The following is a 26,468-nucleotide window of genomic DNA, read 5'->3' as shown; positions in this document are numbered from 1 at the left end:
TAAAATGGATGTATATATATCCTGCAGAGGAGGAATGTTTATTATGAAGAAAAAAATGATCACTACTATAATAGCGATGATAGTGATAGTAGTAATGTTACTGCCTACGAAACTTGGACCGGTTATCGATAAATATAATCCATTTTATAAGACGAAAGAATACTATACGGTTGTGAATACAATTGGTCAGCATATTGGTGATGAGTGGTATGAATATGAATTTATTGCATTCGATGAACGTGGTAGAGAGCAGAAAATAAAGAAAACGGTTAAGCATATGTTAAAGAGAGATGAAGCATTAAAGGTTTTTGCAAAAGGACGTTACGGTGAATCGATTGAAGAGATTGAGGTTGCAAATATTCCTATAAATGCGAAGAGTAAACTTTTAACGATGAGATAGTAAAATATACCCCCAGCTATTTTTTGTCGAAAATAAAAATACCAGGTAAGGGTATTTTAGGAGTTAATAAAAAAGCCTTAGTCCATATTAAAATGTACCCTATAGAATAGACACTTGAAAAAAGTCTATTCTATAGGGTATTTCTTGTATAATAAAAGGAAAATTGGGATCGGAGAATGTTGAAAATGACAAAAAAACTATTTACAGAAAGAGAAATTCAAATTCTATCAAATAACCTATACGTAAAATCTGTAAGTCAGAAAGGTATCACTTATACAGAGGAATTTAAGCATATTTTTATTGAGGAAAATGAAAAAGGAAAGCTACCTCGAAATATTTTTGAAGAATGTGGTTTTGATATAGATATGATTGGAATGAAACGAGTTATGTCATCGGGAAGTAGATGGCGTGCTGCTTATAGAAAAAATGGTGTATTGGGTTTAAGGGATACACGTATCGAAAACGCTGGAAGAACTCTTGAGAGAGAGCTTACGTTAGAAGAAAAGTATGCCCGTTTAGAAGCCGAACGAAACTTACTAAAGGCGGAAAACGAATTGCTAAAAAAAATCAAACTTATGGAAGGGAGGATGAGAAGGAAATAACACTACCACCTAGTCAGAAATTCATCTTGATTCGTTCTGTCATCATGAAATACAACTTAAGGAATATGGTCAGTCATTTGTGTAAAGTAGCTGGTGTATCCCGTTCGGGATACTATAATTACTTTTCAGTTTCATCTCAAGAACAACGGAAACAAAAGAGTGATCGAGATGAAATCTTGAAGGAAACCATATTAAAAGCACTTCGATTTAGAAATAGAAACAAAGGGGCTCGTCAGATAAAGATGACATTGGCGGGTCAGTTTCAAGTTGTCTACAATTTAAAGCGTATCCGTAGAATTATGAAGAAATACGAGATTATCTGTCCGGTTCGCAAAGCGAATCCTTATAAAAGAATGCTTAAAGCTACAAAAGAACATCGAATAGTACCAAATCAATTAAATCGGGAATTTAAACAAAATACCCCAGGGAAAACACTTCTTACAGATATCACCTATTTAGTTTACGGTAAGAATCAAAGGGCCTATTTATCTACAATTTTAGACGGCTCAACTAATGAAATTTTAGCTTACCATGTTTCAGAACAGATGACATTAGAGCTCGTAACGACAACTCTCCATAAACTAAAAAGGAATCCGCGGATTCGATTGACTGAAGGTGCTTATATTCATTCAGATCAAGGATCCCACTACACAAGCCCTACCTATCAAAAGCTAGTTAAAAAGCTAAACCTAGGACAATCCATGTCAAGAAGAGGAAACTGTTGGGATAACGCCCCACAAGAATCATTTTTTGGTCATCTGAAAGATGAAGCTCATATAAAACCTTGCGTGTCCTTTAATGAATTGAAACAAGAGATTAAGAAATATATGACGTATTATAATCATTATAGATATCAATGGAATTTAAAAAAGATGACTCCTGTTGGATACAGAAACCATCTTCTTGATGTTGCCTAACTTTTTTCAAAATGTCCTTTACAAAGGGTACAGATTATATAGACTAAGGCTTTTTTATTATATAAAGGGGAAGGGGGTACATTGTAGTAGCATGGTTGAAAGGTATAAGAAGAGTAGCTACTAGCAATGCAATTTGGTTATTTGAGTGTTCTTCTTATTTGGCTTACTTTCTAACTTTATTGTACGAAATATAAGTAAGGGAAACTATCGAATTACATTACACATAGCTTACAAACATGTAAGTCTTCTGTAATGTAATTCGATGGTTAAAAGATAGTGAATTTTATATAGTGTAATTAGAAAGTCTCACTGTATTACTTTCCGTTTGTAATATAAATGAAGAATGAAAACCAACTACTTTTTAATAGCCCTCATCTGTATGTAGATGAGGCTCTTTTTATAAACCTTACAATATTGTAAGGTTTACGTAAGTTAATTCGATAGTAAATTTGTCATATTTTTTGCATAATAGATACAGATAGAAAAATAATTAGGGATCTAGTAAGAAGGGAGAAAAATGGGATGCGTAAAGAAGAAGTAGTGAAGTTACCAATTAAAGATTTCTGTAGCTACTTTACTGTTGCCGTAGTGTGTATTGGATTATTTGATATCATAACAAACTTAATTGTTAAATAATATAGATGCTAAAACAAGAAAGGAAGTCCTTTCTTGTTTTTTTTATGGGGGCATAAAGATGAAATGGATTGATAGTCATATACATGTTGATCAATATAAGGATGAAGAGAAGAACAGATTACTGAAAGAGGTGGAAAATAGTAATGAAATAAAGGGGCTTATTGCTGTATCTATGAATTATCAATCTTGTAAGGAAACGTTATCTTTAGCGAAGAAGTATCCCTTTATATATCCAGCGATAGGGTTTCATCCAGAGCAACAGATTCATAAAGAAGAGTGTGAACAGATTTATAAACTTATTGAACAGAACGCAGAGGAAATTGTTGCGATTGGTGAAGTAGGTTTGCCCTATTATTTGAGGAAAGAAGATGAAAGCATTGCTGTAGATCCATACATAGCTGTATTGAAAAAATTTATAGAACTAGCTAGTAAGTATAATTTGCCGATTGTATTACACGCAGTTTATGAAGATGCTGACACTGTATGTGATTTGCTAGAGAAATATAAAGTTTCACGTGCACATTTCCATTGGTTTAAAGGAAGTGATGAAACAATGAAACGGATGATGAAGAATGGTTATTATATTTCGATTACACCGGATGTTTTACATAAGGAGAAGATTAGAAAAATTGTTTCGTATTATCCGCTTGAATATATGATGGTAGAAACAGATGGACCGTGGGAATTTCAAGACGATGTTATGACGCACCCGAGAATGATTCGAGATGTATTAAAGGAAATTAGTGTTATAAAAAACATATCTGTTGATCAGGTTGCAGAAACAATATATGAAAATACAAGTCGATTTTATTTGAAAGGATAGGAGAATTATAGTTTTAATCATGTAACGGAAAAAGTGAAAATTGAATGTATTTAATAAAATGCCACGGTTTGATATATGACAAAAAACCACCAAGCGTTCCGCTCGGTGGTTTTGTATTAGGATTCTAATTTCTTCGCACGTTTTAATAATAAAAGAAAGACAATGATAACGAACCCCAGTATAAGGAAGAAGCCATATTGCTTTATATAATCAATTATGTCATTCGCACTGGTTGGTTTTTCAACGTGAATGCCGTCTTTATTCGTCGTAATATGAATATCTTTCATTTTTACTTCATTCTTTTCCCTTTGTAAATCAATCCACTCTATATTTGGAATACTTTCTAGATCCTTTAATACTTCTTTTAATGGTTTCACACCTAAGTAAGGATGATAAAATGCCCCAATAATCCCATCGGATAATTTAGAAACAGATAGAGCACGTTCTTTCATTTTAGCAATAGTTTGTGGCGTATCTTCTTCAATAAATCCGACCGTTTCAGGCAATAGTTTCATTCCATGTAAAAATGACGGAGTACTTGTATAATATGGTGAGTGCATGGATTTCCAAGTTGTATCATTTAACTGTAGTTGTCCTACATAAGTTGAAAAGTACCTTGATAATATTTCATATCCTTTTTGAGACATCGTGTAATGAGGTGCTTCAAAGGCAACAGGATATAGTTTAGCATCTACAAGTTCTTGAATTCCTTTTTCAATATGATCTTTCGTATATTTCCCCTCGAATTCTTCCCCTTTTTTTACATATTGGTTATATGCCTCTATATTTGGAAAGTCATCTTTTGTCTTCGGTTTTTCATGCTTCGGTTGGCGAATTGGTTGATCTGTTTTGACATCCCAAAATTCAAAGTCCTCACCTGTTTCACTGTCATAAAATTGGTGAGTATAACCATGCATAATAATTGCTGCACCATCATCTTGCATAGAGCGTAAAAGATCAACTAGTTCTGGTTTATCTTTTAAATGTATTATCTTTCCTGTATCTGGATCTTTATATACCGGAATAACAGTAATCATGTAAGGCATCTTTTTCTCTTTTAGTAATTCAGCAATTTCTTTCAATTGATTTATATCTGCTGCTGGGTGAACATCCTCAAGACGTAAATAAGCTTCAACTTTATTTTTCGTTGGTTTTTGGCTGAAATAAGAAAATAACATTTCACCGACGTAATGAGACATCCAGTCAAAGAGGTTAGGTGTTGCAACATAATAAGATATTTCATGCTGAACGATTAGTGGGTTAGTGTTATTTGAGCTTAAAGCGTTAGCAAGCACAGTTCCATTCGTATCAAATGATTGAATTAATCGTTCCTCTTCTAAGGTATTTTTTAGCTTCTTTTCTGGATATTCAATTTTATTAACTCGTATATCGTCACTCTTCAATGTAATGAAAGAAAAACGCTTAGATAATTGTTCAACATTTTGTCCTAATACTAATACAGGACCGGAGAAGTTTTCTAGAAATTGTTTCGTTTCATCAGAAAACGCTTCTTTTGTTTCACCGATATAAACAATATGTGTATAGGAGGATACGTTATTAATTGAAGTTGCTTCTTTTAAGTTTTTTAGGGTTATATCATTTGTAAAATGTCCTAATTGAGTATTAAGGATTTGGACATTATTTGAAACTTTATCGTCTTGTGTACTATACAAAACAAGTACTTTTGGTTTTGATGATGTTTGTGCAGAGGTGTAGGTAGGGATGAGTAGTAAAATGCTGAACAAGAGTGTTAGGCATTTTTTCATTTTGTACGCTCCTATTCTATATATAGAGTTCAGTTTACAATTATATACAAAAAATGCGTTATAGTCTATGAAAGTTACATTTTTGCACATATTTACCAGCTGTTTTTTCACAAAATCGGTCTAAAGCATGATGATAATACGTATAGTTATTTGCTATGATAAAAGAGTAATAGAATGTAGGTAATTGTAAAGGGAAGGCTGAAAGGGGACAAATTTCAGCGGAGAAAGAGGTAGAGGTAGTGAAGAAATTCTTTGTAGGATTTTTAGTTGTTCTTGGAGTATATTTATATTTCCAAGGAAAGTCTGAAGGAATGGATAAGCTAGTGAATGGAACAAGCTATGTTGATTCAGAAGAAGCAAAACAGATGAAACAAATCATTATAGAGGAAGCGAAGAAAGTAAATCTTCCAGAATGGATACCTCTTGCAATTGCCGAGCATGAAAGTCGATTAAATCCAAGAAGTGTTGGAGATAATGGAACTTCATTCGGATTGTTTCAACTACACCGCGGCGGCGGGCTTGCACCAGAACATTTAACTGATGATGAGCTGAAAGATCCACGTACAAATGCGCAAATTGCAATGCCGCATTTAATGAAAGGATATAAGCGTGGGGTGCAAAAAGGTTTGACTGATTTTGCATTACTGAAATATATAGCGAATACATCTGGATGGCCAGGGAATTTAGGGCCAGAGTGGACGGATAATAACATGAAGTATAACATCGGACTAGAAGATGTGTACTATCGAAATAAAGGTGTAATAAAGTGAAACTTTAATCAGTGGGGGAGTCTGTTCATCCCCCGCTGATTATTAGTCTTCACCAATCGGGCTTTTACGAGCAGTTAATCTTCCGCCTAAATTCTAGCGTTTTCCGGATTTTGAGGTGGAAGTTTTACTGCTCGTTAATGCGGGGTCAAAGAGTAGGTTTTCTATACCTACTCTGTTTTTTTATGAATAATTTCATCCTTTTCTTTCGTGAAATACTGCGTGAGTTGTATTTTCACCTCTTCTAGTTTTGTAGAAACTTGCGGTATTTTATATCCTACATACAATGGTGAAACGACAAATCTAGGTACAACTTTACAAATGATTTTTCCATTTAAGTAATAAAAGAATAAGTTATAACTACTGCATCCTTTATGGAAATCTATCAGTATGTAACGTACAGTTTGCTGAATGTAATTTGCCATTTCATCTATATATGAAATATTATCAATGATTATATTGAATTCAGTGAAGCCAATAATGGGACGCTCTGAAATATTAAGCTCAATGCGTTCATTTTTTTGAACAATTACCCCTTGAAAATTTTCTTCTTCAATATTTTCAAGATAATCTACATATTTCATTCCGATAATTTGCATGTGTGCATGATGCAAACTTCCACCTGAAAATGGACCGTGATTTTTGTATAAAATTACAGATGCAAATTCTGCGTTCTTCTGTAAGTGTAACCAATGTTGAATAGAAAATTGCATTAATTTTCGCATATGTTCTTCTGTATATGTTGCGATATGATCTTCGCAATTATCCGTTTCAATCAGCACCGTTTGAAATGTATCTTGTAATGTAGGAAATTTATTTTTTAACCAAATAATAGAACCATCAGTTGCTAAAATATCCGTTAAATGTTCTTTATCGCAAAATGGACATGCAGCGCTTCTATTCCGAATACTTTCTGGTTTTTGTTTACCGATATCGTTTAAAAAATATAGTTGTTGTGTATCCATTTGTATATATGCCCCTTTAAAATATGTGTAAAAATCCCGCTTAATACATTCGGGAAAAGGAGAAGGAAATCCTCTAAAGACAATATGGAAAAAATAAAAGACAAGATATCCTCATTACGATAGGGTACCTTGTCTTTTATTTTTTCTCTAATAGTGTGTATGGATAATATAGAACATTTTCATTATTTTTCTTTTTTCTATTTTTTATTGTGTATAAAGTAATTGCTGTGCTTGCAATTATAATAATGGCTTTCTTCATATTCATATACCCCTTTTTATTGTTGGTTTAATTCTTGGCTAACTGCTTTTGCATCGACTAAAGCGTGTAAAATCATTTTCACCATGTTCATCATATTTCTTCACTCCTTTTTATAGTTCATTTAGTTCTTTTACAACTGCTTGTCCGTTCACTAATACCTCAAAGATTGCTTTTACGATTTCTTTCATCATGTTTGTTTCCTCCTTGTGTTTGTCTCTCTTGTTTTACATCTTTATTGTATAGGGAGGCATCTTTTCGTACTATCGCTTTCCATTACGTGAACATAACAGTTTTGTAAGATTTGATGTCACTTATTGAAATGTTTAGTCTATCTTCATTATTTTCAGAAAAATGACTATTCAAACATGAAATTGGAAAGTATAATAAAGAAGTAAGTATTAAATTCCGTACGAAAGGGGTGAATGAGATGAAACGTTCTTTAGCTGCGCGTGCCAAATTTTTAGATTTTATCTATTTTTGTCGTGCGATTTTTCATGATGTAGTTGTTAACGGGATACGTATGCCCTTTTTTAACAATTGCATAGTGACTATTGAACGATAGAAATCTCTTCACCCATTTTTAATAAACGTGTGAAAAGGGAGCTATTTGGCTTCCTTTTTCTATGCCGAAAACCATGGGGAATGTTTCTTTCTCATGGTTTTTTATATTGAAAGGAGTACGGAAAATGACTATTTGTAGTGTAAATAATGTAACGAAATCTGTTGGTGGAAACATCATATTTGAAAATATATCGCTTGAAATAAAGAATGGTGAACGTGTTGGGTTAGTTGGTCGTAACGGTAGTGGGAAGACAACAATCTTTGGGCTTCTAACGGGAATGGAGAGTTTGGATGCAGGAGCCATCCATATGAAGAAAGGTACACGTATTGGTCATGTCGCACAAATTCCGAAGTTTGATGAGGTCATGACTGTATATGATGTATTGAGTTCCGCTTTTAAAGTAGAAAAGGAATTAGAAAAAGAAATGCATGCTCTAGAAAAAAATATGGCGGAGGAGCAGGAACAATCTTCTTTGCAAAAGCTAATGGAGAGGTACGGAATAATTCAAGAAAAATTTGCATTTCTCGGTGGTTATGAAATAGAGGCAAATATAATGAAGGTAGCAAATGGCTTACAAGTAACAGACTTATTTCCAAGAGTATTTACGGAATTAAGTGGAGGAGAACAGACGAAAGTAAGCCTTGCATATATGCTATTGCAGAAACCAGATTTACTTCTATTAGATGAACCAACAAATCATTTAGATTTGTTTGCAGTTGAATGGTTAGAGAAATTTTTAAAAGAATATAATGGAACAGTTATGGTTATTTCACACGATCGCTATTTCCTTGATGAAGTTGTAACGAAAATTTTTGATTTGGAAGATGGAGAGATTCACGTGTACCATACGAATTATTCCCAGTTCGTTGAGGAGAAGGAAGAAAGATTACTTCAAGAGTTTCAAGCTTATCAAGAGCAGCAAAAGAAAATAAAGAAAATGAAAGAAGCAATTAAGCGCCTACGTGAATGGGCAAATCAAGCGAATCCTCCGAATGAAGGATTGCATAAAAGAGCGAGGAATATGGAACGTGCGTTAGAGCGTATAGAGAAATTAAAGAGACCGATTTTAGAAAGAAAACAGATGGGTCTTCAGTTTGAAGGGCAAGAGAGAAGCGGAAAAGATGTTGTTGTAATGAAAGAAGTGAGTAAAGGTTTTGCTGGCCGATCTTTATTTGAACAAGCGAATTTACATGTTCGTTTTCAAGAGCGTGCTGCTATCGTTGGTCGTAATGGTACAGGAAAGACTACATTATTAAAACTACTATTAGAAGAAATAAATCCAGACGTTGGTGAAATTCGAATTGGTAGTAGTGTCAAAATTGGTTATTTATCACAACATGCATATGAAAATATGAAGAGTAATGTATTGGAAGCGTTTAGAGAGTATGTGGCTGTAACAGAAGGAGAAGCAAGACATATATTAGCTAAGTTTTTATTTTATGGTCCAGCGGTGTTTAAGAAAGTAACACAACTGAGCGGTGGAGAAAAAATGAGGTTAAGACTTGCGCAACTTATGTATCAAGACATCAATTTTCTAATTTTAGATGAGCCGACAAACCACCTTGATATTGAATCAAGGGAAGTTTTAGAGGAAGCCCTTGAGCAATATAATGGGACGATTTTAGCTGTTTCACACGATCGATATTTTTTAAATAAGTTATTTGAAAAGACGTACTGGATTGATAGATGCAAATTATTTGAGTTTGCAGGAAATTATGCATGGGCTCGTCAAAAGTGGGAGGAAAAGATTGAGAAGCAAGTAATAAAGCAGAAACGCCAAGGGAGAAAAAGTGTTGAAACGGTTCCTGTAAAAGAGAAAGAAGCTAGGAATCTTGAAGAGATTGAAAATGAGTTAATGCATGTAGAAGAAGATATATATGCAATAGAATGTGGAATGGAACATGTAGCTGATGTTGAAAAACTTGAAAAATTATATGAGGAAAAAACGAAGAAAGAGTTGTTACGAGCAGATTTATATAATGAATTAGAGAATATTGTGGAGTAATGAGTAGAAAGCCACTTCCTTTCAGTTTTGCTGGAGGAAGTGGCTTTCTTCATAATGATATTTTGCTTTAAAGGTTAAATGAAGCGATGTGTTTCACGTGAAACAGTAACTTAAATAAATCCGTGTTCCTCAATTTGCATAGCTTGTGAAACATATGAAAATAATAAGGTAAAAAATAAATGTCATTAGTGGTTTTTGGATAGGCGTAATTACAAAAACAAAGGCTAATTATTTCCCGAGAGATAAAGTGAGGGATTTTACGGGCACCCCGACCCAGACCTAACTTCTTTTGCTTTCGCTGAATTTTGAGGTGGGGGTCTTACTGCACGGCAAATAGCGGGATAAATATGTGTAACAGAGACTAGTGAATGGAAACGAAAAGAGAGCAAAGTTACAGCTTTACGCGCTGAACTCTGCTCTCTTTTTGCGTGGCATCTTCTCTCGTTGAAATTATAATAGCGATCCCGAGCATAATAAAAAAAGCTAAAAAGAGGACGAACTTTGGGAAGAACGGGAATAGTAATAGCGCTCCGACTATCATAATTGTTAATAATACGTAGTGCAGGACGTATTGGAATAGGTTGTCCATATTTTCGCCCCCTTTTTGGTAATTGGTTATTAGTATTCTATGTTTCATGCTGAAGGAATAGAAGTAGATTTTTAAGTTTTAATACGAATTATAGCTGAGTTTTCTTAAAGTATAAATGTAGAGTGAAAATTTTGGAAAAATTCTCAAAATATTTATTTAGAAAGAATTGACAAAACATAATGAACGATATAAGCTAATAACCATAAAGTCTACCGGAAAAGTCGGAATAAGATTGTTACCCCTCAAAAACATCTATTTTTTTCTGATTAAAACCGACTTTTCCGATTGGCTATAAATGTGCTGTGGGAGGCATACATAAGCTAATAAGTTCAAGGGTATAACTATTAAACAGTTAGGGTGGGGACAATGAAGAAAAAGACAAAAAAATGGGCTGGTGTATTTTCAGTATTACTGAGTAGTTCGCTTGTGTTATCTGCTTGTGGGGGACAGGAGGATACGGCTTCTACAGAGCCGGTTAAGCAGCAGGATTTAAAAAATGTGAAAATTGAAAAGATTGCCGCGACAGATAAAACGAAAGTGCCAGACAAAGCGAAGAATAGAAAAGATACGTTAGTAGTTGGTATTAGTAAGCCAGGCGGCGTATTTTTACCATACTTTCAACAAAATGGTTGGGATGGAAACGTAACTTCAGTTATTTTTGCATCTCTCGTATCAACCGATAAACAAGGGAAACCAATTCCAGAATTAGCTGAGAAGTGGGACGTTTCTTCTGATCAGTTAACATATACATTCCATTTACGTAAAAATTTGAAATTTAGTGATGGATCGCCATTAACGGCGGATGATGTAGCTTTCACATTGACGCTTTTACATGATAAGGCATATGAAGGTGAAGTAGATATCTCTCAATATGCCGTTAAAGGTGGTAAAGAATATAAAGAAGGAAAAGCAACTTCAATTGAAGGTATTCAAGTTGTTGATCCACAAACAATTAAAATTACAACTGAAAAAGTGAATTCACAAGCTATATTTGTTTTAGGAGGTACAGTACTATCAAAAGCTTATTATGGAAAAGATTATAAGCAAAATACAAGCTTAGATTACTTAAAAGATTTATATGGAAAGCCATTAGCTGCGGGTCCATATAAATTTGAAAAGTATATTCCAGGTCAAGAAGTTCGTTTTGTTGCTAACGAAAATTATTATGCGGGTAAACCAAAAATTCAAAACTTTATTTATAAAATTACTTCTGGTGATACGAAGCTTCAGTTATTCCAAACAGGAGAAGTTGACCATACTGGCTTAGGTACCGGTGATGAGGTTCTTGAACAGGCTAAGGCTTTAGAATTCGCAAATATCCAAATCGAAACAGCGCCGTCATTTAGTTATATTTATATGAATAATAATAAGCCTTACTTAAAGGATAAAAAGGTTCGCCAAGCACTTATTTACGGATTAGACCGCAAAAAATATGTTGATACAGCGTTAAAAGGATACGGTACAGTAGCCAATGTACCAATTCATCCAACTTCTTGGGCTTATACGGAAGAAGGAGTTAATAAATACGAATACGATAAAGAAAAAGCGAAAAAATTATTAGATGAAGCAGGGTGGAAAGTTGGTTCGGATGGAATTCGTGAAAAAGATGGTCAAAAATTAAAACTTTCTTATTTCGGTCCAAGTTCGGCTAAAGATAGTGATTTATTAATTCCGATTGCGAAAGAGAATTATAAAGAAATAGGTGTAGAGTTTAATCCTGAATTTATGGACTTTAATACGATGCTTTCTAAGGTAAACAAAGGAGATTATGATTTAGCTTCTGTTTCGACACCGATTACAAGTGACCCGAGTGAAACAGCTGGTGAATATTTGTCTACTGCAAATGAAACTAGTCTTGGTTATAAGAATGCAAAAGTAGATGAGCTAATTCAAAAAGGTATTGAAACTGTAGATATCGAAAAGCGTAAACCTATTTATAAAGAATTGTATAAAGAATTAAGTGATGATCCACCAGTAATTCTATTAAACTACCGTAGAACAATTACTGGTTATAACGGGAATATAAAAGGAATTGATCCTGAAAAGTACAACAGTATTAGTGCAAACTTACCAGTATTATCATTTGAAAAATAACGATAAGAATGTATAAGTAGAAGACATTTTTTCATTCGGTTAGTAATGTGCCGCTTTGAAAAAATGTTCTTCTATTTTAAGCATAAGATTGGAGAGAAAAAGGGTGAAAACATATATTGTTCGTAGGTTGTTACAAATGATTCCTACACTGCTTGGTACATCAATTATTATCTTCGTCCTGTTCGCACTTCTTCCTGGGGATTATATTGATTCAAACCCGAAAATTACACCGGAAAGAGCAGCTGAACTGAGGGAATTATATGGGTTGAACAAACCAATTGTTGAGCGTTATTTTCATTGGTTAGGTAATGCATTGCAAGGGGACTTTGGCTTCTCGCTTCAATATCAAGAGCCTGTAACGTCATTATTAAATAAATTTATTTGGAATTCTTTTAGTGTAGCAATTATTGCATTGTTTTTTATTTGGCTAATTGCACTTATTATCGGTGTATTCTCGGCGACGAAGCAACATTCTTTATTCGATAAACTTGTAACAATCGGTGTTTTTGCAGCAATGTCATTTCCTTCATTCTTTATCGGCTTGTTTTTAATTAAGGTGTTTGCGGTTGACTTTAAGTTATTACCGATAGGTGGAATGATTGATGTTGGCAGTAATTCAACAGGATTTGCTTACGTGATAGAAGTTGCAAAACATATGATTTTACCAGTATTTATTTTAACACTTCTTGGGGTCGGCTCGCATGCCCATCAACTTAAGAACAAAAATAAAATGAACTTTCGTTCAAAGCAACTAAAAAACTCGTAATGTACTTTTGGTATTGAAAAGTACACACACCAAATAAACTCTAACGAGTTTCATTTTAAAAATTATGCAGCTTTCTTTTGTTTTCCAAACCCATTATACTCATAGACAACACCCATAATATCAAAGATAGTTTTCTTCTCATATCGATGAGATTTCCGTCCATTCTTCTGTAGGAGGTCGAACAAACGGATTAAAATCTTTGTTAGATCTTGGGTGTTTCTCTGTATCGCTTGATATAACAGCGATACATGATCTTGAATCATCCCAATAGCTTTATATTCACTTAATTCTCTTTTGTTCTTTTGCAACAGAAGTTTACGTATCTTAAACATCGTAGAAGAACAGATAAAAATGGCAATAAGCCTTCCATACACATGACATTCTAATCGCTCTTGTTTGATATTTTGCCAATGATGAATTTGAAATAAGGATTTCCAAGTTTTAAAAATGATTTCTATTTGCCAGCGAAGGGAGTAAAAGTCATGTATTTGTTCCATCGGAACAATCCCTTCAGGCGTATTTGAGACATATATGTTGATACCCGTTAATCGTTTACTCTTTTCTGAAAACGTAATGCCCTTTTTACTTTCCGTATAGGCTTGTTTTTTTCTACGTTCCTGTATCTGTTTTTCTGTTAAACGATAGATAATTACACGCGTGAATAGTTTTTGATTCTTTCCAATGTAAGCTTCTTTTATTTCATATGTTTGACCGGGTTTTAAATGGTTCATGATATGTTCTAAATCAACTTGAATATACTGTGATTGCTTTTTTACGGTTCCGTTTCGAAAGTATTCTGGAGACGGATTTTTTATATAAACAGTATGGTTTAATTTTAATCTGGATATATAGTAGGCACCTCGTTGATCCATTTGATCTAAGTCTTCTAATGAAAAATAACCTAAATCACGAATGCACAAGTCACCTGGACGTAAGGTATCTAAACATTCCGTTCCAAAGGTCTTATCATTATTTTTCCCTGGACCTACCTGAAAGTTTAAAAATTGACCGCTATGTAAATCATACTCTAATTGAATCTTGATACCCGCTGTTTGTGCGCAACCACCGGATCCAGGATATATACTAGCTAAATGTTTTGGGATTTGAAAAATCGTCGCATCTAAAATACGAATACGTTGAAAGTGGGTAAGCGCCGTGCTTGAAATAGCCGATGTTTTACAAAGTTTACCTTTCCATAATATAGAAAAAATATATTTCAGAAATTCAACAGCTTTTTTATCAAAGCGTTTATTAAGTCCTTCTGGACTCATAAGAGTACCTGTAGCTGCGTGTAATTGGCTACATAATCGAACGAGGGAATCACTCGCTGTCCTTTGACTTATCCAAATACAAATGGTAGCTAATTCACTTCCTGAAAATTTTCGTTTTCTTTTTACAAAACCTAATTTTTTTGCGAGTTCTTCTAAAAAAGAAGGGGTTAAATGACGGCACAGCTCTTCAGAAAATAGTTGTAATTCATCTTGAATCGAAAGATTCATAAAAAACGTCATCCTTTCTAGTTAGCTTTTTAGAAAGAATAACGTTTTTTTACACTTGGGGGTAGTCTAGATTCTTAAGTTGATGGGCATGGGGTCGGCTCGCTAACTCGGTATTTTAGAACAAGTATGTTAGAGGTTGTAAGACAAGATTACATACGAACAGCAAGAGCGAAAGGTTTGAAGGAGAAGACGGTTATTTATAAGCATGCATTAAAAAATGCAATATTACCAGCAATTACGTTATTAGCATTTGAATTACCGGGATTGTTTTCTGGGGCAATTATTATTGAACAAATTTTTAACTGGCCAGGGATTGGTAATATTCAATTAGAAGCATTAAATTTCCGTGACTATACAGTATTGATGGCATTTACGATGTTTCTTTCTTGTTTAACAATCGTTTCAAACTTTTTAGCAGATATCGTATATGCAGTTGTTGATCCAAGAATTCGGTTGAAGTAAGGGGGGAAAGAAATGGAGACTGTTACAGTAATTACAGAAAAAAAAGAAAAAAAGAGCAGAAGCGAATCATCACCATGGCGACAAGCTTTTAAAAAGATAAAGAAAAATAAGATGGCACTTGTAGGGTTTTATGCATTAATTTTTATGTTTTTATTTTGTTTTATCGGTCCGTTCTTTTCTCCATATGCATCAGGGAAAATACAAGTTGCGCTCATTAACAAACCACCTAGTGTTTCTCATTGGCTTGGTACAGATCAATTAGGAAGAGATATTTTAACAAGGCTTATGCAAGCGGGACGTATTTCATTAACCATTGGTTTAGCTTCAATGGTTTTATCGGTTATACTTGGAGCTTTATTAGGAGCGATTGCAGGTTTTTATCGTGGTATTGTGGACAATATTATTATGCGGCTTGCAGATATTTTAATGTCAATGCCAGGATTACCGCTACTTATTATAATGGGTGCGATTTTATCAGAGTGGAAAGTACCGTCTGATTATCGTTTGTATGTCATTATGATTATTTTAAGTCTAGTAGGTTGGCCAGGGCTTGCACGCCTTGTAAGAGGGCAAATTTTATCACTTAGGGAGCAAGCATTTATGCAAGCTGCGGATGTGTTAGGAATAAAAGATTACCGGAAAATTATATATCACTTAATACCTAATGTTTTACCCATTTTAATTGTTGTATCCACATTAGGTGTTGCAGGTTCTATTTTGGGAGAATCCGCACTAAGTTACTTAGGTCTTGGAGTCGTTCCACCTACACCATCATGGGGGAACATGATTAGCGCAGCTAACTCATTAATCGATTTCCAAAAGCGTCCATGGTTATGGATTCCGCCCGGTTTTGCAATCTTTATAACAGTTGTATCAATTAATTTACTTGGTGATGCACTTCGTGATGCGTTAGATCCAAAGATGAGACGGTAGGTGAGAAGATATGAGTAAAGCGGTAGTAGAGCTGAAAGACTTACAAACACATTTTCAAACTGACGAGGGGACAGTAAAGGCTGTGAACCATGTTAGCTTTGCGGTTCGAGAAGGGGAAACAGTTTGTGTAGTAGGAGAATCAGGTTGCGGAAAGAGTGTAACAGCTTTATCTATTATGGGGCTTATTGCTGAATCTGGTAGTGTAGTGGGTGGAGACATTTTATATGAAGGAAAAAGTCTTTTAGGAATGAAAGAGAAAGAACTTCGTAGTTTACGAGGCAATGATATTGCAATGATTTTCCAAGAACCAATGACATCGCTAAACCCCGTCTTCACTGTAGGGGAGCAAATTGTAGAAACGTTAAGAGAGCATGAATTACTTAGTAAAAATGAAGCATATAAGAAGGCAATTGAGTTAATTCGTAAAGTTGGCATAGCCCGCGCTGATGAAATCGTCCATTCTTATCCGCATGAACTGAGCGGTGGGATGTTACAACGTATTATGATTGCTGTTGCGCTTAGTTGTAATCCTAAGTTATTAATTGCAGATGAACCAACAACAGCTCTTGATGTTACCATTCAGGCTCAAATATTGGATCTACTAAGACAAGTGAAAGAAGAATTTAAAACGTCGATTTTATTAATTACACATGACTTAGGTGTCGTAGCGGAAATGGCTGATTATGTTGTCGTTATGTATGGCGGGAAAGTTATTGAAGAAGCCCCAGTACTAGAGATATTCCAAAATCCAAAACATCCTTATACGAAAGGATTATTGAAATCAAAACCAGTAATGGGAAAACGAATAGATAAACTATATTCTATTCCAGGGCAAGTTCCGAATTTAGTTGGTTTAGGTGAGTTTTGTTACTTTAGTGGGCGTTGTGAGCATTGTATGGAAATATGTGAAAAAGAAGCCCCAAATCTAAATGTAAATGATGAAAATCATAAAGTAGCTTGTTGGTTATATGAGGAGCGTGCGGAACAATGAGTGAACCATTATTAGAGGTGAAAAACCTAAAGGCATATTTTCCAATTAAGGGTGGCGTATTTAGTAGAACAATTGGGCATGTAAAAGCAGTTGATGGAGTAAGTTTTACTATTAATAAAGGTGAAGTGTTTGGTCTCGTTGGTGAATCAGGGAGCGGGAAAACAACAATAGGAAAAACAATTTTACGCCTCGTTCAAAAAACGGAGGGAGAAGTGAAGTTTAAAGGAAAAGATGTTCATTCTTTATCCAAGGATGAATTAAGAAAACATCGCCCTAATATGCAACTCGTTTTCCAAGATCCATTTAGCTCATTAAATCCGAGAATGAGAATTGGAGAAGCGCTTGGAGAGCCAATGTTGGCCCACGGATTAGCAACGAAAGAAAATGTGCGTGAAAAGGTAATTGAAGTATTGGAGTTATGTGGATTAGCTCCTTATCATATTGACCGGTATCCCCATGAGTTTTCTGGTGGACAACGTCAGCGTATCGTAATCGCAAGAGCTATGGTATTAAATCCAGAATTCATTGTAGCTGATGAACCTGTAGCGGCACTAGATGTATCTATCCAAGCACAAATTATTAATTTATTTAGTGAGTTACAGGAGAAAAGGGGATTATCTTATTTATTCATTTCGCATGATTTAAGTGTAGTAGAACATTTATGTACGAAAATCGGAATTATGTATTTAGGTACGATTGTGGAGACAGCACCGCGTGATGAGTTATTTACCAATCCGCTACATCCTTATACGAAAGCATTGTTATCAGCTGTTCCAATACCAGATCCAACAGTGAAGCGAGAACGAATTATACTAGAAGGGGATATTCCAAGTCCAGCAAATCCACCTTCGGGCTGTCGTTTTCATACACGTTGCCCATTTGCAACGGATGTTTGTAAAAAAACAGTACCAGAATTCCGTAATGTTGGTGTAGAGCATTTTGTTGCTTGTCATCACGTATAAAAAAGGACTCTTTCAAATTAATCTGTACCCTTTGTAAAGGACATTTTGAAAAAAGTTAGGCAACATCAAGAAGATGGTTTCTGTATCCAACAGGAGTCATCTTTTTTAAATTCCATTGATATCTATAATGATTATAATACGTCATATATTTCTTAATCTCTTGTTTCAATTCATTAAAGGACACGCAAGGTTTTATATGAGCTTCATCTTTCAGATGACCAAAAAATGATTCTTGTGGGGCGTTATCCCAACAGTTTCCTCTTCTTGACATGGATTGTCCTAGGTTTAGCTTTTTAACTAGCTTTTGATAGGTAGGGCTTGTGTAGTGGGATCCTTGATCTGAATGAATATAAGCACCTTCAGTCAATCGAATCCGCGGATTCCTTTTTAGTTTATGGAGAGTTGTCGTTACGAGCTCTAATGTCATCTGTTCTGAAACATGGTAAGCTAAAATTTCATTAGTTGAGCCGTCTAAAATTGTAGATAAATAGGCCCTTTGATTCTTACCGTAAACTAAATAGGTGATATCTGTAAGAAGTGTTTTCCCTGGGGTATTTTGTTTAAATTCCCGATTTAATTGATTTGGTACTATTCGATGTTCTTTTGTAGCTTTAAGCATTCTTTTATAAGGATTCGCTTTGCGAACCGGACAGATAATCTCGTATTTCTTCATAATTCTACGGATACGCTTTAAATTGTAGACAACTTGAAACTGACCCGCCAATGTCATCTTTATCTGACGAGCCCCTTTGTTTCTATTTCTAAATCGAAGTGCTTTTAATATGGTTTCCTTCAAGATTTCATCTCGATCACTCTTTTGTTTCCGTTGTTCTTGAGATGAAACTGAAAAGTAATTATAGTATCCCGAACGGGATACACCAGCTACTTTACACAAATGACTGACCATATTCCTTAAGTTGTATTTCATGATGACAGAACGAATCAAGATGAATTTCTGACTAGGTGGTAGTGTTATTTCCTTCTCATCCTCCCTTCCATAAGTTTGATTTTTTTTAGCAATTCGTTTTCCGCCTTTAGTAAGTTTCGTTCGGCTTCTAAACGGGCATACTTTTCTTCTAACGTAAGCTCTCTCTCAAGAGTTCTTCCAGCGTTTTCGATACGTGTATCCCTTAAACCCAATACACCATTTTTTCTATAAGCAGCACGCCATCTACTTCCCGATGACATAACTCGTTTCATTCCAATCATATCTATATCAAAACCACATTCTTCAAAAATATTTCGAGGTAGCTTTCCTTTTTCATTTTCCTCAATAAAAATATGCTTAAATTCCTCTGTATAAGTGATACCTTTCTGACTTACAGATTTTACGTATAGGTTATTTGATAGAATTTGAATTTCTCTTTCTGTAAATAGTTTTTTTGTCATTTTCAACATTCTCCGATCCCAATTTTCCTTTTATTATACAAGAAATACCCTATAGAATAGACTTTTTTCAAGTGTCTATTCTATAGGGTACATTTTAAATTGAAAGAGTCCTTTTTTTATTTACTAGATGAAGTTTGTTTCAATACAAATTGCTCGATTGCATGAGCAACACCATGTTCATTGTTTGTTAGTGTTACAACATCACATAGCCTTTTTACATCTTCTTCAGCGTTGCCCATTGCAACAGATAAACCCGCTACTTCTAACATCGGTACATCATTAAAATTATCACCAATAGCAACTGTATCTTCAATAGGGATATTAAAATGAGCTGCCATCTGCTGTATCCCGTTTCCTTTATGTCCATTCTTATCCATAATTTCTAAGTTAGTAGGAGCCGATGCTGTAACCATAATATCAGCATCCTCTTGTAATATACTTAATAGCTGTGCGCGATGCGCTGCATTAAACGTTAAAATGAAGAATTTAGATATTTCTAGTTCTTGGTTATTTACAACATCTTCTATTTTTTTGAAATCAGTAATTAGGTTCGATTTCTTTTGCTTTTCTGTAATTCGTTCAAGTTCCTCTAATGTAACATCAAGCGCATGCTTATTTTCTTCGAATGCTTGCATCACTTGATCCTGCCATGTATATGGAGAATAAACTCCTTTATTTGTATATAGCTTATATGGGAAACCTTCAGATTCTAGTAATTTTGCAAGTTTGTACACTTTGTCGTTTTGTATACAACGCGAGTTAATTACTTTTCCATCCACATAAACAATAGCCCCATTGCTTGCTCCGACTGGAAGAGATAATTTATATTCTTCCAATAGCTTTAAAGCATCCTCTTTCGCACGACCAGAACAGATCATTACAATATGACCGGCTTCTTGTGCAGTTTGGATTGCTTGTAGGTTTTCTTTGGAGATTTCAAGATTAGATGATAGTAGTGTACCATCCATATCTAATGCGATTAATTTCAAAATGACCACCTCTTTGTTTTTATTATACATAGTTATATAGAGGAAACATATAAACTTATCTTGGAAAGACGGTATTTTATCTCATATTAAAAGTAAGTAAAGATTAGATAGGTTTAGTGGCACTAAATAAACAATTTGTAACAAAAATAGAGAGGAATATGACTACATTTCACTTTATGACTGTAATGTTACACGAATGTTACAAACGTTACGTTATCAAATTTAATGTAACGTTAACATAAAAACTATGAAATAAACATTTCTTAGAAATTACATATAGATAACTTATAAAAAGGGAGGATAAATGATATGAAAGAGCAAGTATTACAAGTAACAAAAGGTGACTTCGTAGGATCAGCAGGTGGAGCAGTAGTATTAACAGCGTTAATCGTATTTCTATCAAGCGTATTAGTATAATAGAAGTTTTGTAATAAAAGAAAAAGAGAGGAGAATGAAAGATATGAAAGAGCAAGTATTACAAGTAACAAAAGGTGACTTCGTAGGATCAGCAAGTGGAGCAGTAGTATTAACAGCGTTAATCGTATTTCTATCAAGTGTATTAGTATAATAGAAGTTTTAAATTAAACAAAAAAGGAAGGAGAATGAGGGATATGAACAGTGAACAAGTGTTTCAAGTAACAAAAACAGATTTATTAGGATCCTTAGGTGGAGCGGTAATATTAACATCATTTATTCTATTCCTTGCAAATGTATTAGTATGAGATATATAAATACAATCATTCAAAAAAAATAAAGACTCTAACGTATTAGTAAGTAGTTAATATGTTGGAGTCTTTTTTATATTCTTCTTATATACCCTCAAGTATTAAAGTTACCTCATTATCCAGCATTCATGGCTAATTAAACGCTGCGGTTGAAACTTGATTCAACGAATAATCAAAAAGCCACTGAATAAAATCCCGCTTTATTTCAAAGAGAAAAAAGTCGAATTTTATATGTAAGAAAAAAAGAGGAATTTGACAGAAAAGATAGAAAATTTTAAAGGTCAGAATTTGTTAGCTTGCTAACTAATTTCTATTAATTAATGTTGGAAGCGTTTTCGGTTGGTTTTAAGTATGGACCATTTAATCTATTTACAGGGGGATGAAGATATTATGAAACAAAAATCTATGGATACGCTAGCTGCACAAATGGAGGACTTTTTTCCAGTACGTGATGTAGATCATTTGGAATTTTACGTAGGGAATGCAAAGCAATCGAGTTATTATCTTGCGAGAGCGTTCGGATTCAAAATTGTAGCTTACTCTGGATTAGAAACTGGAAACCGTGAAAAGGTATCTTATGTTCTTGTGCAAAAAAATATGCGTTTCGTTGTGTCTGGAGCTTTAAGTAGTGAAAATCGTATTGCAGAGTTTGTAAAGACTCATGGTGATGGCGTGAAGGATGTGGCACTACTTGTTGATGATGTTGATAAAGCATACTCAGAAGCAGTGAAACGTGGTGCCGTCGCAATTGCTCCACCGCAGGAATTAACAGATGAGGACGGTACATTGAAAAAAGCAGTTATTGGTACGTATGGTGATACAATTCATACGCTTGTAGAGCGTAAAAATTATAAAGGGGCATTTATGCCAGGATTCCAAAAGGTAGAATTTAATATTCCATTTGAGGAGTCTGGTTTAATTGCTGTTGATCATGTAGTTGGTAATGTTGAAAAAATGGAAGAGTGGGTTAGTTATTACGAGAATGTTATGGGCTTTAAACAAATGATTCATTTTGATGATGACGATATTAGTACAGAGTATTCGGCGTTAATGTCAAAAGTTATGACGAATGGAAGTCGTATTAAGTTTCCTATTAACGAACCAGCAGACGGAAAGAGAAAGTCACAAATTCAAGAGTATCTAGAATTCTATAATGGAGCTGGTGTACAACATCTTGCTTTATTAACAAGTGATATTGTTAAAACAGTTGAAGCGCTTCGTGCAAATGGGGTGGAGTTTTTAGATACACCTGATACTTATTACGATGAGCTAACTGCACGAGTTGGAAAAATCGATGAAGAAATTGATAAGTTAAAAGAATTAAAGATCTTAGTAGATCGTGATGATGAAGGTTACTTACTACAAATCTTTACGAAACCAATTGTAGATCGTCCGACTTTATTTATTGAAATCATTCAACGTAAAGGTTCTCGTGGATTTGGTGAAGGAAACTTTAAAGCGTTATTCGAATCAATTGAAAGAGAACAAGAGCGTCGCGGAAACTTATAAGATTTGTATCCACCAGCAAAAGTCCCTTTGCTGGTGGAAATTTCATTTTTATAAGGAGGAATCAGGATGAAATTTGTTACATTTCGTCTTCCTTCAAAAGAACTACGGGCTGGATGGCTTGAAGGTGACAAAGTAATAGATATGAATCTTGCTAGTGAAGGGAAAATCCCTTCTTCTATGATAGATTTTTTAGAGAAAGCGGATGAGTATGTAGAAGTAGTGCGGAATATTAAGAATCCAAATAAGGGTATATATGCTTTAGAAGAAGTACAATTGACAGCTGCTCTTCCTAATCCGAGTAGTATTCGAGATTTTTACGCATTTGAACAACATGTAAAAACAGCTCGTGGACGAAGAGGATTAGATGTTGTGCCTGAATGGTATGATATTCCGGTTTTTTATTTTACTAATCATCGTGCTGTAATTGGTTCCGGTGATTTTGTAATTGGTCCGAAAAAGTCTAAAAAGCTTGATTATGAGTTGGAGATTGCTTGCGTAATAGGAAAAGAAGGGCGAAATATTTCTCGTGAGCAAGCAGAGGAATATATTTTTGGTTATTGTATTATGAACGATTGGAGTGCGAGAGACTTACAAGCAACAGAAATGAAAGTAGGTCTCGGTCCAGCGAAAGGAAAAGACTTTGCAACTTCTTTAGGAGCACATCTCGTTACGAAAGAGGAATTAGACGTTTATCGTAATGGTGATCGATATAATTTAGAAATGACTGCTCATGTAAATGGAAAACTATTATCAAAAGGAAACTTCCAAGATATTTACTATACATTTGCTGAAATGATTGAACGTGCTTCAGAGGACGTTACGTTATATCCAGGAGATGTGATTGGTTCTGGGACAGTAGGAACAGGATGTATTTTAGAACTGGGTACAGAAGAGTGGCTACAAGATGGAGATGTTGTAGAACTGTCGATTACTGGTTTAGGTACACTACGTAATACGATCAAAAAAGAAAAGGAAGCGGGTGATGGGCATGTTTTATCGTCACATGGGAGAACTACCTCATAAACGACATGTACAATTTCGTAAAAAAGATGGGTCGCTTTATCGTGAACAGGTAATGGGAACAAAAGGTTTTTCTGGTACGCAGTCTATTTTGTATCATCATTATATGCCAACAGAAGTAGGTCATTCTGCATTATCGCATTCTTGTCAGTTGCAGTATGAAGAGGATGTTGCTCTTTCTCATCGCCACTTTCGAACGAAAGAAAGTAAAAAAAGTGGTGATGCAATAAGTGGACGTAATTTCATACTTGGAAATGAAGATTTGTTAATTGGAGTAGTGAGTCCAACAGAAAAAATGGATTATTTCTATCGTAATGGTGATGGCGATGAAATGTTATTTGTTCATTATGGAACAGGGAAAATTGAAACGATGTTTGGAACGATTCACTATAGAAAAGGCGACTATGTAACGATTCCAATTGGAACGATTTATCGTGTTATTCCAGATGAAGGAGAGACTAAGTTTCTTGTTGTAGAGGCAAATAGCCAAATTACAACGCCGCGTCGTTATCGAAATGAATACGGACAATTGTTAGAGCATAGTCCGTTTTGTGAAAGAGATCTTCGTGGTCCAGAAAAATTAGAGACATATGATGAAAAAGGCGAGTTTGTCGTAATGACAAAATCAAGAGGCTATATGCATAAACATGTTTTAGGACACCACCCGTTAGATGTTGTTGGATGGGATGGCTATTTATATCCGTGGGTATTTAATGTAGAGGATTTTGAACCAATTACAGGGCGCATTCATCAGCCACCGCCAGTACATCAAACATTTGAAGGGCATAATTTTGTTATTTGCTCTTTCGTACCACGTTTATACGATTATCATCCAGAGTCAATTCCAGCACCATATTATCATAGTAATGTTAATAGTGATGAAGTTCTTTACTATGTAGAAGGAAACTTTATGAGTCGCAAAGGTGTGGAAGAAGGTTCTATTACACTTCATCCGAGCGGGATTCCCCATGGACCGCATCCGGGGAAAACAGAGGCAAGTATAGGGAAGAAAGAGACGCTTGAATTAGCTGTTATGATAGACACATTCCGTCCGCTTCGTATTGTAAAACAAGCACATGAAACAGAAGATGAAAAGTATATGTATAGCTGGATTGAACAAGGTTCATATACTGTGAAATAAGTAAAAAAGGCATGCTCTCAATAAGGGGGGCATGCCTTTTTCACGGAATCGACATGTATAATAATACCAAAAAAATAATGGAAAGATATATAGAAAGAATAATAAGGATCGTGCATATTCAGAAGAATTTCTACTTGTTTCGACAAAAGTATTGACTAGGAAAAGCGTAATGAGTAAAATAAAAAAGCGAATTAAAAATTTTCAGAAAATTTAAAACTTGGAGGAGTGAAAGATGAAGCAAATTTTTCAAAAGAAGCCAATTGCAAAGTTAATGCATGAAAGTAAGCAAAAAACGTTAGCAAGAACATTGGGTGCGCTAGATTTAACTATGCTTGGAATCGGAGCAATTGTTGGAACTGGTATTTTTGTTCTAACGGGTGTTGTGGCAGCGAAACATTCTGGGCCAGCTATTATATTATCATTTGCGATTGCCGCGTTAGCTTGTGCCTTTGCTGCATTTTGTTATGCTGAATTTGCTTCTTCAGTTCCTGTCTCGGGCAGTGTGTATACGTATACATACGCGACGATGGGGGAAGTGTTCGCATTTTTAATTGGCTGGGACTTAATGCTTGAATATTTACTTGCTACATCTGCTGTAGCAAACGGTTGGTCTGCATATTTTCAATCTTTATTAAAGGGGTTTGGAATTCACATTCCGACTATTCTCTCCTCGGCTCCTGGTACAGGAAAGGGTGGAATAATTGATTTACCTGCAGTTCTAATTATTTTAGTGATGACAGTTCTTTTATCTAGGGGTGTTCGTGAAAGTGCACGAGTAAATAACATTATGGTATTTATTAAAATAGCAGTTGTTCTTATTTTTATCTTTGCTGGTTTTAATTATGTGAAACCTGAAAACTGGACGCCCTTTATGCCATTTGGTTTAGATGGTGTAATGGCTGGAGCGGCTACAGTATTCTTCGCATTTATAGGATTTGATGCAGTTTCAACAGCGGCAGAAGAAGTGAAACGTCCGCAACGTGATTTACCAATTGGTATTATTGCATCGTTATTAATTTGTACAGTTCTTTATATCGTTGTTTCGCTTATTTTGACAGGGATTGTTCCATACGGCCAGCTAAATATATCAGATCCAGTTGCTTTTGCACTTCAATTTATTGGACAAGATGGTTTAGCGGGGGTAATTTCAGTAGGAGCAATTACAGGAATTACAACAGTAATGCTAGTTATGATGTATGGGCAAGTTCGTGTTTCTTATGCGATGAGCCGAGATGGTTTACTGCCGAAGCGTCTTGCTAAAGTTCATCCGAAATTTAAAACGCCATTTTTAAATACATGGACAACGGGGATTATTGCGGCACTGATTTCAGGATTAATAGATTTAAATGTTTTAGCACATCTTGTAAATATGGGGACATTGTCAGCATTTGCACTTGTAGCTGTTGCGGTAATCGTAATGAGAAGAACTCATCCAGACTTACCAAGGGCATTTAAGGCTCCGCTTGTACCATTTTTACCAGCATTAACAGTGATTTTCTGTTTATACTTAATGCTTCAGTTATCAGGGACAGCGTGGATTAGTTTTGGGATATGGATGGTTATTGGTATAGCGGTTTACTTCTTATATAGCCGAAAACATAGTGCTTTAAATAATAGTAAAAAAGAAGAAGATGTTGCAAATTTATAAGCGAAAAAATCCATTCTAATTCTGTTAGAATGGATTTTTTATTTGAAAA

At 34.8% G+C, this 26,468-nt stretch carries 24 protein-coding genes and 2 pseudogenes; 19 read left to right on the top strand and 7 right to left on the bottom strand.

What is annotated here, in order from left to right:
* Window positions 1–43: 43 nt before the first annotated feature.
* From QCI79_RS12290 to QCI79_RS12280, 3 genes are all read left to right on the top strand, one after another.
* Window positions 44–400: a YxeA family protein gene (locus QCI79_RS12290; RefSeq protein ID WP_000728422.1), complete on the top strand. Its 357-nt coding sequence runs from the start codon at window positions 44–46 to the stop codon at window positions 398–400.
* A 176-nt stretch (window positions 401–576) separates the two neighbouring features.
* Window positions 577–1,919, top strand: a protein-coding gene (locus tag QCI79_RS12285) for an IS3 family transposase (RefSeq protein WP_087942833.1) whose coding sequence is annotated in 2 segments (ribosomal slippage) — window positions 577–958 and window positions 958–1,919 — 1,344 coding nt in all. Because the reading frame shifts where the segments join, the coding sequence is not laid out codon by codon here.
* A 694-nt stretch (window positions 1,920–2,613) separates the two neighbouring features.
* Window positions 2,614–3,378 carry a TatD family hydrolase gene (locus QCI79_RS12280; RefSeq protein WP_000871065.1) on the top strand — a complete coding sequence of 255 codons (765 nt, stop codon included), beginning with the start codon at window positions 2,614–2,616 and terminating at the stop codon, window positions 3,376–3,378.
* A 116-nt stretch (window positions 3,379–3,494) separates the two neighbouring features.
* On the opposite strand, the gene QCI79_RS12275 is transcribed toward QCI79_RS12280, so the two are convergent.
* Window positions 3,495–5,144, bottom strand: a complete 1,650-nt coding sequence (locus QCI79_RS12275) for a DUF2334 domain-containing protein (RefSeq protein WP_021728558.1) — start codon at window positions 5,142–5,144, stop codon at window positions 3,495–3,497.
* Window positions 5,145–5,383: 239 nt separating this feature from the next.
* Here QCI79_RS12275 and QCI79_RS12270 point away from each other — a divergent pair, with 239 nt between their 5' ends.
* Entirely contained in the window at window positions 5,384–5,914 is a 531-nt protein-coding gene (locus QCI79_RS12270; protein ID WP_000713248.1) for a transglycosylase SLT domain-containing protein, read from the top strand.
* Window positions 5,915–6,081: 167 nt separating this feature from the next.
* On the opposite strand, the gene QCI79_RS12265 is transcribed toward QCI79_RS12270, so the two are convergent.
* Both QCI79_RS12265 and QCI79_RS12260 read right to left on the bottom strand, forming a co-directional pair.
* Complete coding sequence (locus QCI79_RS12265; RefSeq protein WP_002100655.1) at window positions 6,082–6,876, bottom strand: DUF4931 domain-containing protein; 795 nt, start codon at window positions 6,874–6,876, stop codon at window positions 6,082–6,084.
* Window positions 6,877–7,012: 136 nt separating this feature from the next.
* Window positions 7,013–7,141 carry a hypothetical protein gene (locus QCI79_RS12260; RefSeq protein ID WP_001998915.1) on the bottom strand — a complete coding sequence of 43 codons (129 nt, stop codon included), beginning with the start codon at window positions 7,139–7,141 and terminating at the stop codon, window positions 7,013–7,015.
* 421 nt (window positions 7,142–7,562) lie between these two features.
* Here QCI79_RS12260 and QCI79_RS12255 point away from each other — a divergent pair, with 421 nt between their 5' ends.
* Window positions 7,563–7,697 carry an RAxF-45 family protein gene (locus tag QCI79_RS12255; protein ID WP_000830643.1) on the top strand — a complete coding sequence of 45 codons (135 nt, stop codon included), beginning with the start codon at window positions 7,563–7,565 and terminating at the stop codon, window positions 7,695–7,697.
* Window positions 7,698–7,821: 124 nt separating this feature from the next.
* Window positions 7,822–9,702 carry a ribosomal protection-like ABC-F family protein gene (gene abc-f, locus QCI79_RS12250; protein WP_000150932.1) on the top strand — a complete coding sequence of 627 codons (1,881 nt, stop codon included), beginning with the start codon at window positions 7,822–7,824 and terminating at the stop codon, window positions 9,700–9,702.
* A 391-nt stretch (window positions 9,703–10,093) separates the two neighbouring features.
* On the opposite strand, the gene QCI79_RS12245 is transcribed toward abc-f, so the two are convergent.
* Window positions 10,094–10,291 carry a hypothetical protein gene (locus tag QCI79_RS12245; protein WP_000369254.1) on the bottom strand — a complete coding sequence of 66 codons (198 nt, stop codon included), beginning with the start codon at window positions 10,289–10,291 and terminating at the stop codon, window positions 10,094–10,096.
* 366 nt (window positions 10,292–10,657) lie between these two features.
* On the opposite strand from QCI79_RS12245, the gene QCI79_RS12240 reads away from it, so the two are divergent.
* On the top strand, window positions 10,658–12,385 hold the full coding sequence (locus QCI79_RS12240) for an ABC transporter substrate-binding protein (RefSeq protein ID WP_000730688.1): 1,728 nt from the start codon (window positions 10,658–10,660) through the stop codon (window positions 12,383–12,385).
* Between the two features lie 103 nt (window positions 12,386–12,488).
* Window positions 12,489–13,085, top strand: a pseudogene (locus QCI79_RS12235) (ABC transporter permease); the annotation flags it as partial.
* 128 nt (window positions 13,086–13,213) lie between these two features.
* Here QCI79_RS12235 and QCI79_RS12230 read toward each other — a convergent pair.
* Window positions 13,214–14,650 (bottom strand): IS4-like element IS231A family transposase, encoded by a 1,437-nt coding sequence (locus QCI79_RS12230; RefSeq protein WP_001053955.1) that lies wholly within the window; start codon window positions 14,648–14,650, stop codon window positions 13,214–13,216.
* 90 nt (window positions 14,651–14,740) lie between these two features.
* On the opposite strand from QCI79_RS12230, the pseudogene QCI79_RS12225 reads away from it, so the two are divergent.
* The 4 genes and pseudogenes from QCI79_RS12225 to QCI79_RS12210 all read left to right on the top strand — a co-directional run.
* Window positions 14,741–15,112 (top strand): annotated as a pseudogene (locus tag QCI79_RS12225) (ABC transporter permease); the annotation flags it as partial.
* 12 nt (window positions 15,113–15,124) lie between these two features.
* Window positions 15,125–16,045 (top strand): oligopeptide ABC transporter permease, encoded by a 921-nt coding sequence (gene opp4C, locus QCI79_RS12220; protein ID WP_000451080.1) that lies wholly within the window; start codon window positions 15,125–15,127, stop codon window positions 16,043–16,045.
* Window positions 16,046–16,055: 10 nt separating this feature from the next.
* Window positions 16,056–17,036: an ABC transporter ATP-binding protein gene (locus QCI79_RS12215; RefSeq protein ID WP_000030767.1), complete on the top strand. Its 981-nt coding sequence runs from the start codon at window positions 16,056–16,058 to the stop codon at window positions 17,034–17,036.
* Window positions 17,033–17,998 carry an ABC transporter ATP-binding protein gene (locus QCI79_RS12210; RefSeq protein ID WP_001294486.1) on the top strand — a complete coding sequence of 322 codons (966 nt, stop codon included), beginning with the start codon at window positions 17,033–17,035 and terminating at the stop codon, window positions 17,996–17,998. The genes QCI79_RS12215 and QCI79_RS12210 overlap by 4 nt, the downstream gene beginning before the upstream one ends.
* A 55-nt stretch (window positions 17,999–18,053) precedes the next feature.
* On the opposite strand, the gene QCI79_RS12205 is transcribed toward QCI79_RS12210, so the two are convergent.
* Window positions 18,054–19,396, bottom strand: a protein-coding gene (locus QCI79_RS12205; RefSeq protein ID WP_087942833.1) for an IS3 family transposase whose coding sequence is annotated in 2 segments (ribosomal slippage) — window positions 18,054–19,015 and window positions 19,015–19,396 — 1,344 coding nt in all. Because the reading frame shifts where the segments join, the coding sequence is not laid out codon by codon here.
* A gap of 107 nt (window positions 19,397–19,503) precedes the next feature.
* On the bottom strand, window positions 19,504–20,376 hold the full coding sequence (locus QCI79_RS12200) for a Cof-type HAD-IIB family hydrolase (RefSeq protein WP_021728550.1): 873 nt from the start codon (window positions 20,374–20,376) through the stop codon (window positions 19,504–19,506).
* A gap of 309 nt (window positions 20,377–20,685) precedes the next feature.
* On the opposite strand from QCI79_RS12200, the gene QCI79_RS12195 reads away from it, so the two are divergent.
* From QCI79_RS12195 to bcaP, 7 genes are all read left to right on the top strand, one after another.
* On the top strand, window positions 20,686–20,793 hold the full coding sequence (locus QCI79_RS12195) for a DUF3948 family protein (RefSeq protein WP_021728551.1): 108 nt from the start codon (window positions 20,686–20,688) through the stop codon (window positions 20,791–20,793).
* Between the two features lie 34 nt (window positions 20,794–20,827).
* Entirely contained in the window at window positions 20,828–20,944 is a 117-nt protein-coding gene (locus tag QCI79_RS12190; RefSeq protein WP_000654250.1) for a DUF3948 family protein, read from the top strand.
* 43 nt (window positions 20,945–20,987) lie between these two features.
* Window positions 20,988–21,098, top strand: a complete 111-nt coding sequence (locus QCI79_RS12185; protein WP_001083690.1) for a DUF3948 family protein — start codon at window positions 20,988–20,990, stop codon at window positions 21,096–21,098.
* A gap of 393 nt (window positions 21,099–21,491) precedes the next feature.
* Complete coding sequence (hppD, locus tag QCI79_RS12180; RefSeq protein ID WP_000810922.1) at window positions 21,492–22,610, top strand: 4-hydroxyphenylpyruvate dioxygenase; 1,119 nt, start codon at window positions 21,492–21,494, stop codon at window positions 22,608–22,610.
* A 66-nt stretch (window positions 22,611–22,676) separates the two neighbouring features.
* On the top strand, window positions 22,677–23,633 hold the full coding sequence (locus QCI79_RS12175; RefSeq protein WP_000674006.1) for a fumarylacetoacetate hydrolase family protein: 957 nt from the start codon (window positions 22,677–22,679) through the stop codon (window positions 23,631–23,633).
* On the top strand, window positions 23,599–24,771 hold the full coding sequence (locus tag QCI79_RS12170) for a homogentisate 1,2-dioxygenase (protein ID WP_013141710.1): 1,173 nt from the start codon (window positions 23,599–23,601) through the stop codon (window positions 24,769–24,771). Before QCI79_RS12175 ends, QCI79_RS12170 begins: the two co-directional genes overlap by 35 nt.
* Before the next feature lie 232 nt (window positions 24,772–25,003).
* The gene (bcaP, locus tag QCI79_RS12165) at window positions 25,004–26,419 is read left to right on the top strand and encodes a branched-chain amino acid transporter BcaP (RefSeq protein WP_000809349.1); all 1,416 of its coding nucleotides are present in this window, start codon (window positions 25,004–25,006) and stop codon (window positions 26,417–26,419) included.
* Window positions 26,420–26,468 lie beyond the last annotated feature (49 nt).

Origin of the sequence: Bacillus cereus group sp. MG1, assembly GCF_040460035.1 — a bacterium.
Classification (GTDB): Bacteria; Bacillota; Bacilli; order Bacillales; family Bacillaceae_G; genus Bacillus_A; species Bacillus_A cereus.
Note: the sequence above shows the minus strand (reverse complement) of the source record. Positions and strands in the feature narration are given on the sequence as shown.